The 9,826-nt window shown below is 69.3% G+C and carries 10 protein-coding genes; 4 read left to right on the top strand and 6 right to left on the bottom strand.

Going from position 1 to position 9,826, the window contains the following annotated elements; genetic code table 11:
* Positions 1–461 precede the first annotated feature (461 nt).
* From ACIGXE_RS37185 to ACIGXE_RS37160, 6 genes are all read right to left on the bottom strand, one after another.
* Positions 462–875, bottom strand: coding sequence for a hypothetical protein (locus tag ACIGXE_RS37185; protein WP_399754578.1), 414 nt, complete (start codon positions 873–875; stop codon positions 462–464).
* A gap of 701 nt (positions 876–1,576) precedes the next feature.
* Positions 1,577–1,714, bottom strand: coding sequence for a hypothetical protein (locus ACIGXE_RS37180; RefSeq protein ID WP_399754576.1), 138 nt, complete (start codon positions 1,712–1,714; stop codon positions 1,577–1,579).
* Positions 1,711–2,679: a tetratricopeptide repeat protein gene (locus ACIGXE_RS37175; RefSeq protein ID WP_399754580.1), complete on the bottom strand. Its 969-nt coding sequence runs from the start codon at positions 2,677–2,679 to the stop codon at positions 1,711–1,713. Before ACIGXE_RS37175 ends, ACIGXE_RS37180 begins: the two co-directional genes overlap by 4 nt.
* A gap of 100 nt (positions 2,680–2,779) precedes the next feature.
* A complete protein-coding gene (locus tag ACIGXE_RS37170) occupies positions 2,780–3,571 on the bottom strand; it encodes a hypothetical protein (protein WP_399754575.1) in 792 nt (263 codons plus the stop codon).
* A 644-nt stretch (positions 3,572–4,215) separates the two neighbouring features.
* Positions 4,216–4,581, bottom strand: a complete 366-nt coding sequence (locus ACIGXE_RS37165) for a hypothetical protein (RefSeq protein WP_399754573.1) — start codon at positions 4,579–4,581, stop codon at positions 4,216–4,218.
* Between the two features lie 497 nt (positions 4,582–5,078).
* Entirely contained in the window at positions 5,079–5,747 is a 669-nt protein-coding gene (locus ACIGXE_RS37160) for a hypothetical protein (RefSeq protein WP_399754571.1), read from the bottom strand.
* Between the two features lie 338 nt (positions 5,748–6,085).
* Between ACIGXE_RS37160 and ACIGXE_RS37155 the strand changes: the two genes are divergently transcribed.
* The 4 genes from ACIGXE_RS37155 to ACIGXE_RS37140 all read left to right on the top strand — a co-directional run bounded on the left by ACIGXE_RS37155 (position 6,086) and on the right by ACIGXE_RS37140 (position 8,789).
* Entirely contained in the window at positions 6,086–6,289 is a 204-nt protein-coding gene (locus tag ACIGXE_RS37155; protein WP_399754570.1) for a cold-shock protein, read from the top strand.
* Between the two features lie 191 nt (positions 6,290–6,480).
* Positions 6,481–7,383, top strand: coding sequence for a GNAT family N-acetyltransferase (locus ACIGXE_RS37150; RefSeq protein ID WP_399754568.1), 903 nt, complete (start codon positions 6,481–6,483; stop codon positions 7,381–7,383).
* Positions 7,384–7,663: 280 nt separating this feature from the next.
* Positions 7,664–8,296, top strand: a complete 633-nt coding sequence (locus ACIGXE_RS37145; RefSeq protein ID WP_399754566.1) for a GNAT family N-acetyltransferase — start codon at positions 7,664–7,666, stop codon at positions 8,294–8,296.
* A gap of 262 nt (positions 8,297–8,558) precedes the next feature.
* Positions 8,559–8,789: a hypothetical protein gene (locus ACIGXE_RS37140; RefSeq protein WP_399754565.1), complete on the top strand. Its 231-nt coding sequence runs from the start codon at positions 8,559–8,561 to the stop codon at positions 8,787–8,789.
* Positions 8,790–9,826: the final 1,037 nt, after the last annotated feature.

Raw genomic sequence — 9,826 nt, 5'->3', positions numbered from 1 at the left:
TCGGCATCTCGGTGGCCGAAGCCGGGGAAGCTGCAACGGCTGCCCCAAGGGCGGCCGCACCGGTAACGAGGGTAAGGAACATCTTTCGCATCTGGAATTATCTCCTGTCTTGCTGTGGTCAGTATCTGATTAATGCGCTTCCCTCAGGGGGAGTCGCGAGCATTCCCTGCTCTGCCTGAAGGCAGCTGTGCCGCCGGAAAAGGCTGACGGAATCATCGCCGCCTCCTTGTCCTCTCTGGCGGGGTGCAGCGCGGATCAACTCCCGCCGGAGGGAAAGAATCACAGGATTTACCGGCGGTGGGAAAGGCCTCCCCGGTCGGCGCGGCCCCGGCCGCGGGAATCCGGGAGCCCGGACCGCTGCCGGTGGGAAGACACCCGCATTTCAACGTGGGCGCGGGGCGCGGCAGCCCCGCCGTTCCGGTCACCGGCTCCCTCACCTGATCCCGGCCGGGCCGGAAGGCTCAGAAGGTGTAAGTGCAGTTAAATGTCCAGTTGGAGTATTTCCAGTATTCCCCAAATTTACCCTCGGAGGCCCATCCAGACCGGAACATCGCACTACAGGAAGCACCTGACAACGTTTTGCCCGCCGGTATCTTAGAATTATCCGCATATTCTGCAGTCAGCGTCTGATTCTTCCTCCAGTTCATTGCCGCCGCCGCCTCTGACCAGCCAGGGCCCCACCCGCTGAATGTATAGTTACTCTGGCATACCGTCGCACCGTGACCAAATGCGTCGATTTGCGTCTTGCAACTGCCCTCGTTTTTGTGGAAGGTGGAGTTGGCGCTATAATCGGTAGCTTGCGCGGTTCCGGCGCTCATGCTGATTACTGCCGCTGCTGCCGCAAGGGCTCCCGCCATCGCCTTAAGCTTTCCCATTGAAATATCTCCCTGTGTATCTTTGAAAGTTTTTGTGATATCTCCGTCGCATGGTCCGCCTGTGTTGGGGTCCCGCAATGACGGCCGCCGACGGCCTGCCCTTCTAGTAGGAGATAACCGTTCCCCTCAATGGACTAATGTTCACCGCGAACAGTTGATCCGGGAAAGGGGGAAACGCTGCAACTCGCTGCAAACGCGCTGGCAACTGGATGCCATGGCTTCGTTCACGTGAAGTTGAAGTAGCAGCGATTGATCAGCGGGTTGGGCAGCAGTTAGCGATCTTGGGTGCTGCGGATGTTCACCAGAAATGACGTCGCCCGACGTTGATGAGGATCGGGATCTGCGTAAATTGTTGATCTTGACGGAGCTGGCGTCAGATGGGGCATCCTGGCGCGATGAACGATGTCGAGGCGATGCGGCAGTTGTGGTTGTCCGGACTGACATCGTCGAAGCGAGCTGAAGCTTCTCCTTGATCGTGGACACCTGGAGACTGGGACCTGAGGGTTTCAGAGGAAGCGAGTACACGAAGCGGTACACCGACCTCGATTCGTCAGCGGTGAGCGGGCGCTGATCTGCTCGGCTGGCTGCCCGTAATGTCCCTGTGCTGTTCGGGATGGGCCGTCGCGTGTCGCTGCGGGGGCGCCGGGTTCCACGTGCCCGGGTCTGCGGTCCTCCTGGTCGTCGGGTTCGGGGGCCGGCCGTCAGGTGACGGCCGGGAGCGTGGTGAGCCGCTGCCAGGCCTGGGCGAAGGCGTCGGTCCAGGGCCAGCTGCGGTCGATCCGCAGCCACCGGCGTCTGGCATGGGCGGTGAGGCGGGCGGGCAGGTGGTAGAGCTTCATCCGGATCGTCTCCGGTTCCGCCCCCCCCCAGCTCGGGGTCGTCGTGCAGGAGGAGGAGCCGGGTCCAGGCGTCGAGGTCGGCGGCGATCGTGGCGGCGAGCATCCAGGCCGTGTTGACCTGCCAGGACTTCGAGGGCAGGAGTCCGAGGCCGAGGCGCTTGCCGGCTTTCACACGGTCTTCGACCTCCGCGTGGTCGCGGTAGAGGGCGTCGACGAACCAGGCCTGGCCGGTGCCGGGGCAGCCGGAGAGCCCTCGGGTGAGCGGGATGTTGGTGGCCACGATCTGGTAGCGCCAGCCGGTCTTCTTCTCGAACTCGGTCAGCTTCTTGGCGTCGAGGCGGGAGGGTTTGACCCGGCGGACGACCAGCCGCATGCCGTCCGGCCAGCAGTTCGGCGAAGGCGGTCGCGGCTCCTGCCGCATCCCCCGCCTCACCCCGCCAATACGCCAGGCTATGGCGGGTGGCGAGGGTGCTGGGGTGGTCCGGGCCGAGGACTCGCTGCCGGTCGGGCAGCAGGTCGGCGAACGCGGTCGCGGCGCCGGCAGCATCCCCCGCCTCACCCCGCCACCGCGCGAGGTTGCTGCGGGCGACGAGGGTGTGGGGGTGGTCCGGGCCGAGCAGCCGCTGCTGGTCGGCCAGCAGGTCGGCGAACGCGGTGGCAGCGCCGGCCGCATCCCCAGCCATTCCCCGCCATCGCGCGAGGTTGTGGCGGGTGGTGAGGGTCCGGGGGTGGTCCGGGCCGAGGACTCGCTGCCGGTCGGGCAGCAGGTCGGCGAAGGCGGTGACGGCGCCGGCAGCATCCCCCGCCTCACCCCGCCACCGCGCGAGGTTGCTGCGGGCGGTGAGGGTTTGGGGGTGGTCCGATCCGAGGCGGCGCTGGATTTCGGATAAGAGGTGCTGGAAGTAGCCGCGGGCGGCGATGACCTGGCCTGATTCGCCGAGACTTTGGCCAGCGCTGTGCAGCACGACATGTGCTTCCGGCTGGAACAGAGCGTCTTCGGAGTGGCTGGTGAGGGAGGTGGTGTTTGCGCGCAGGGTCTGGGCGAGATCGGTGTCGCGTTCGACCTCAGGCCAGACGGCAGCCAGGGCGTCGGCGGCGGTGCGGGCGAGAGTGTGGCGCTGGTTGGGGGTGAGGGTGTCGCGGACGGCGCGCTGCGTGAGCTGGTGGACGCGGACGGCCCGACAGGGAGTGTCGGGGGTGTGCTCGATGAGGTGGAGCCGGTGCAGGGCGCGCAAGGCGGCGGCTGCTTCGGACTCGGTGACCAGGGCAGGCGTCGGTGCGCCCTCTTCGGTGCCGGCGGGGGGTGCGGTGTGCGGTGAGGTGGGCGAGCGCGGGGGTGCTGGTCAGGGCGGCCTGGGGAATGCCGTTGGGGTCGAGGAAGGCGGCGAGCTGGAGCATCGGGCGGGCCAGACCGCGAGGGCGGAGGGCGTCGGCGCGGTCCAGGGACAGGGTGAGGGCGGCGGCGGTCGCGTGGTGCTGGTCGTCGGGCAGGGCGTCGGGGGCGGTCTCCGCGAGTGCTGTGGCGCGATCGGCCAGCAGTTCCCTGTATTCCGGGATGGTGATGCCAGCGTCGGTGAGGTAGGCGGCCGCCTGGGAGAGTGCGAGCGGCAGGTGTCCGAGGTCGGCGGCGAGGGCGGTGAGTTGGTCCTCGGGTGCGGTGCGGTCGTGGACGGTCAGTGTTTCGGCCAGGTATGCGACGGCTTCGGCGGGGGTGAACAGGCCGACCTCGACGAGGCGGCGTCCGGTGCCGGTCAGCGCGGCGTCGCGGCGGCGGGTGGTGACCAGGGCCTGTCCCAGGGGGCTGTCGGGTGGCCACAGGCCGCGCAGGTCGGCCGGGTCGGCGACGTCGTCCAGCACCAGCAGCCACCGGCACGGTGCCGCGCCCGGCTTGGGTGCGAGCCAGGCCAGGAACGTGATGGCGGCCCGGTCCGGGTCATGGGGGTCGGTCGGCTCGGCAGAGCTCGATGCCTGCCTGCGCGTACGCGTTTACTACGGCCGAGCGGGTTGCGGCGCTGACCCACACCAGAACATCCACCGCGCCGTCCCGCCAGGCGGCGCGCGCATAGTCGGCGGCGAGTTGGGTCTTGCCCACCCCACCCATCCCGCTCAGCACCTGGCAAAGCACCGCCGTGCCCCCGCTCCGCAGGGCCGTGCGTAGCCGGTCCGCCTGGACACGATGCTGGAAGGACTGTGCCCGGGGCGGGACCGTGCCGACCTGGTGCGGCCAGGCGGCCGGTTCCTGTGGTCCGCGCTGCTGCACGGTCAGGCTCCCGCTGACCGCCGTCGCGCCGGGCCCGATCGCGACCGCCGACCCGGTGTGGGAGACCTCCATCGACAACGGCACAGCCGCACAGCCGGGTGCGGGGCCCCGATAACCGGTCACCGCCGCACCACCGTCGGCAGCATGCGCGTCACCGGTGTCCCGCGCTCTCACCCCGGCTTTGACGACCGACGGACCGCCCGAGGCCGCACCGTCGTCGACTGTGGGATCGTCGGGGCGGTCAGCTGTAGTCGACACCCGTGCTCGCCCTGCTGCCAGTGCCGTCCGCGGTTGCGTCTCCGGTCCGCTCAGCCGTCGCCGACCCGCTCCCCGTACCTCCAGGGCGCCGCACCCCGCTGCTGGCGCTGCCACCATTGGTGGCCTCGGCCTTGCCCGTCTCGGCGGCCCTGTCCACCGGCCCCTGCGCCTGCCCAGTGGACGGCTGCTGGAACAGCGCCCAGACCAGAGCGGCGATGCCGACAGCCGCCTGGACCGAAGCCCCGACCAGCTGACCGGTGTCCGGACTATTCAGCAGCCAGACCAACGGCGTCGAGACGGTGCCCGCAACCGCCACCACCACGACCGTGATCTTCCAACGCTGTGTCACACCCACCCCTCCCTCGAAGCAGTCATCGCTAGAAGCTGACGACTCCTCCACTGATAGCAGCAGCGCCCCTTGGCCACCCCGGGTTTCGCAGAGCCAGGGTCCGTCACTCCGCACAGGGAGCGGCAAGGTGAAGGCAAGGCCCTGTTCCCATACAGCTACGGCCTGGCGGTACCTGCCGCACAGGGGCTCGAAGCTGATGCCGAGTTCCCGGGCGACACGAACCCTCTGAGAAGGATCCGCAGCGGTCCGCCCGGTCGACGCGCGAAGGGCTCCCGGGCGGACTCCGATCTCCACGCTGCGCCCCTTGCTCGCCACGGCACCGGAAGCGTGGCCGTGACCTGGGCTGAACGGCGCAGGCATTCGACCGTCGCATCCGCTCGCACCCGGGAATTTCGTTGCGCTCCTCGTGCGCACGAGGAGGGGGCCGAGGTTGCACGGTGGAGGAGATCGGATGCCTACAGGAGTGGCTGTCGTCTGCGAGACGGGGGCGACGTGGATCAGCGGTTGTTGCGGTAGGCGATGATCCCGCCGGCGACCAGGCCGCGGCCGCGGGCGGTTCGGAACTCCTCCAGCCGCTTCGAGTCGGTGTACTGCGCCGATTCGCTGCCCGGCGGGGTACGCACCCCGAGCTGCGGGCCGTAAAAGCACACCACGTACCCGTGGTGCAGGGCTGCCGAATACCAGTCGGGCGAGGAGGACACGGTGATGCGCGAGTAGACGCCGCCGTCTGGAGAACGCAGTTCGAGCCGGTTGTCTGCGAGCCGGTGCAGGGCCCAGCCGGGGGTGGTCCGCAGATCGGCGAAGCCGCGGGGGAAACGCCGCAGCCCGGCCGCGATCGCACCCTCCACCTGGATCTCCTTCGGCTCACCGCGGGGCAGGCGCGACAGCATCGCGCGCTCCGGCTCGAACAGAGCCACCGGCATCGGGTCCTCGCCGTCGGTGGTCTGCACGGCGCCAGTGCTCGGATCGATACCGGTAGCGACCTGCCCTAATCCGAGCGCGGCGGAGTCCATGTAGAGCAGCCGACCGTGGTCGTCGACGTTCTCGCTCAGCTGCGCCCCCGCCGCCAGGATCTCTGCCTGGCTGACCGCCCGGTCATCGATGTGGAACCGCTGACGCGGCTGCTGCTGGTTGCTCCGCTGCTTTTTGGGCTTGAACCGTCCCATCGAGGTACCCCCTCCGTGTCTCAGCTAAGCCTCAGCCAGTCCCAGCGGCGGCACAAGACCACCCCACGCCATAGGGACTGCCGCCGGACCCCAGAAGCGTCAGGAGCGGGGTCAGATCGTGCCCGGCCAGAAGGCCGGTGGCTGGCTTTCGCGCCTGCGTACTTGACCGGGGCACGTCTCTTTGGCAGCGACGTGGTGCGTAGGGAAGCTGGAGTCTGGCGCGGCGTGGCTCTTGGCTGGCGTTTCTCCTTCCTCGTGCTGGAGCGGGGCGGGATGATCGAGTGCGAGGCGGTGAGGCAGGTGCCGGGCCGCGATCTCGTTGGTGAGAGGTGAGCCGCATGGCGACGGGGACGGTGAAGTGGTTCAACGCGGAGAAAGGCTTCGGCTTCATCCAGCAGGATGAGGGCGGGCCGGATGTGTTCGTGCACTACTCGGGTATCGCCGGTTCTGGTTACCGCGAGTTGCGCGAGGGGCAGAAGGTCCGCTTCGACATCGGCCAGGGCGCCAGGGGACCGCAGGCGGAGAACGTCACACCGGTCTGACGTCCCCGTCCGAGGCACAAGGGGTCTCGGTGGTGTCCGTGAGCGGTCCGGGGTCTTTGCCGCAGGTGGCGAGTGCAGTGCTGCCGTGCTCACGGGCAACCTGGAGCATGCGCACCGGCCGCGTCTGTCGGTTTCCTGGCGGGCTGTTTGTGCGTGTCATGGGGTGGTTTTGCCGTCGGGCGGAGTGAAGCTTGGCCATCAGCACGACGTGGGAGAGGTGGATGCGGGTGGTCACGGCGGTGGCAGGGGCGGGTGCGGAAACGATGGTGCGGCCATGTGAGCCGGGGGACCGCGCGGCGGTGCGGGAACTCGTGACCGCGGATCTGCTGCCCGGCCTGCCCGGCCCCAGGCTCGCCGAGCTTGACCAGGCGCTGGAGGGCACCTGCCCCAGCGGCCCCACGGTACGGGCCGGGCTTCAGGGCGTGTGCACCGAGGTGCTTGCCTTGGCGGGCGGGCAGGTTGTGGGCGCGGTTTCCTGGGCGGTGCGGTCTTCGGACGGGGCGGGGATGCTGTTGTGGCTGCATTGCCGGGATGATGAGCAGCACCTGGCGCGGGTGCTGGTCGAGCGTGCGGTGGACCGGCTGGGGCGGCGGACGGTGCAGGCGTTCGCGGAGCCGACCGCGCTGGCGCCCGCCGGCCTTCCGCTGCGTATGCGTGCCGGGACGCGCCGGGCGCTGGAGGCGTGCGGGTTCTCCGGCCTCGAGGGCTGGCGTTACCTGCACCGCCGGCTGGATGACCGTGGGGGCCGGCTGTATGCGGTCGCGGATGTGGTGGAGTGTCCGGGGTTGCCGGGCTGGCGGCTGCAGCTGCGGGAGCGTGACGGCAGCCGGATCGGCGAGGCCCTGGTCGCCCTGCCCGTCGAGGGGACCACGGCATTGCAGTGGGTGAGTCTGACCCCGGCGCGCCGCAGCATGGGCAACATCCTGCTGGAGCAGTGCCTGGCGCATCTCGCCGACCGCGGAGTCCGGGAGGTGACCACGGTCCTGCCCGCTCCCGCAGAGGGCCGGCCGGACCTGGATGCCGCCCTCGCCCTGCATACCGCGGCCGGGTTCGCCGAGATCGACCAGCTCCACGTCTACACCCGCCGCCCTTGAGCACCAGCACCCCTATGCGGCCCTTCCGCAACGCGGATGCCTGTCTGTGGTCTTCGGAGTCGAAAGTGCGGGCAGTATGAGAGCGCGGACCGGAGCGGCTGCTGGCAGCGGCAGCCTGTCGAGCCGTCCGATGGCGCCGGACGACGAACCGGTCGTGCGGGGGCTGATCGATACGGACCGACTGCCCGGACAGCCGTCGGCACACGAACTGCTCACAGCTACAGACGAAAGCCCGCAGGGGTTGGAAACGCTCGTGGTGTGCGACCCGCACGGTGAAGTTGTGGGGGTCGTGCGCTGCCAGGTGCAGGCTGCGGGCGGGGCGGGTCTGATCGTGTGGCTGCACGGCCGTGAGGACTTCGAGGTGATCGCCGCGCTGATCGCGCTGGCCCGGGCCCGGCTGGGCGACCGGGAGCTGTATGCGTGCACCGGCCCGGCCACCGCGACCGGCATCCCGGGCCTGCCCACCGGGCACCGCCCCGTCACCGCACGCGCCCTGACCGCCGCCGGCTTCGTCCAGGCTGCCACGCAGCGGTACTTCCTGCGCGACCTGTCAGGCGCCCCGCCCGCGCCGCCGGCCTACCCGCTCGCGGACGTCACCGCCCTGACCGAACCTGACGGGTGGCGCCTCGAACTCACCGACACCGACGGCCAACCCCTCGCCAGCGCGACCCTGCTCGCCCCCGCACCGGCCACCGCGGGCATGGCCGTGCTGCCACAGCTGACGGTCCAGCCCCGGCAGCGGCGCCGCGGCATCGGCAGCCACCTGCTGGCCCAGTGCCTCCACCACGCCCACATCAACGGTGCCGGCCACGTCACCGCTGTCATCCCCGAGGGCGACACCGCCGCTGCCCGCCTCCTGGCCGGCGCGGCCTTCCTCCTGCTCGACAACCTCACCGTCTACCGCCGCCCTTGACCCGACAGCGCGGCAACTGCCGCGCCGCCCTGTCACATCGGGGACGACTGCCCAGCTACCGGGACGGGCTGGGGCGTCACTATGGTGCGGGAGGTCGTGGCGTACGCGTAACGATCTTCCAGCTGGCCCTGACCTGCAGCCTGGTGGACAATGTGGAGCTACGTTCACCGTGGCCGGTGCCCCCGGTCCCGGGGCCGACCGCTCGCCGGGTCAGACCACCACCTTTTCTGCACCGGCCCTTCCATACATGGAGGATTCCGTTATGGCAGCTGATGACGGCGAGGTGCTGGAGCGGGCAGCGGCAGAGGTGGCCGCGGTCCAGCGGGCCCTGCGTGCCGCCCGCCGTGCCCTGAGCGACGCTGTCGTGGCAGCCCGGCAGCAAGGGGAGCCGGAGTGGCGGGTGGCCGAGCGTAGTGGCCTGGATCCGATGACCATCCGCAACATCCTGACCGCGGCCGAGGCCGCAGCGGAAGCGAGCTCTCCAGGTCGGTGACGCACCCCTTGTGAAACCGCGGCATGCGTCAGTGTTTGCGGCCGACTGGACATCGTCACGGTCGGGGGTTTCGCTGGTGGTGTGCCGCATTGATGAGCGGTCGTGCGGTATGCGCGGGCCGGGCCACCAGGGCTGCAGGCTGTCTACCTGGGGGCCCGGCACGCTGAACACAGGCAAATGACGTCGCAGCCACAGGCGCCGCCATTTGGATCAACGTCGGCAAAGGAGATGCGGCTTCAACAAGCCGGACGACACGGAAACCAATCTGTTGGCGCACTTCTCGGCTATGCCGGTGGGCGGCTGCCGCGCGCTGTCTCCTCCGTTGCTGAGCAGAGGAACGGGCTGTCAAGGTTCCGTGCCCGGCGCGGGAGGTATCCGGCGCGCCGGGCACGGAGTCTTGCGGGGCGGGGTCGGTACCGCCGGTTCTCAGGGCTGCCGGTAGCCGGCAGCCGTGAACGGCTGGTCGGCGGCGGGGCTGTACTGCCAGGTTGGTCGGTGGGACATCTGGCCGGTCGAGCCGGTGGAGCTGTGTCCCGGACGCGTCGGACGACGAGGTGCTCGTTATGACGGCGGCCAGTACAAATTCCCCACGTACGGCCAGCTCGATTCCCCAGGCGGTAGTCACGCTCAGTAGCCTGGGTGCTGACTCGCGGATCTCGCGCATAGGGGGTTGTGGACGTGGCGCGTACGTGGCTGTCGATCCGGGTCGAGCTGGTCTCCGGTCATGGTGCGGACCTGTGGCCGCGCCCCGGTCGGGTGTTCGCGGCCGCACGGTCACACTCCTTCGCCCAGCTCGCCTCGGCCATCGATCTCGCCTTCGGGCGCTGGGACCTGGCCCACCCTGCATCTGTTCACGTTGTCCGACGGCACACATGTCAGCCCGCTGGACTGGTGGGACGGCGAGGCCCCGGAGGACACCGTGGACGGCCAAACGACGAAGCTTGGGCTTGATCCGCTTTGACGGACATCTGAGATCAGGGGCTCCCGCCCCGGAAGGATGATGTTCATCATGGAGAGCATGGGGAAGAAGAAGCCGC

The organism is Streptomyces sp. NPDC053431, assembly GCF_044544925.1.
In the GTDB taxonomy this organism is placed as follows: Bacteria; Actinomycetota; Actinomycetes; order Streptomycetales; family Streptomycetaceae; genus Streptomyces.
This window is presented reverse-complemented; position numbering and strand designations above follow the sequence as displayed.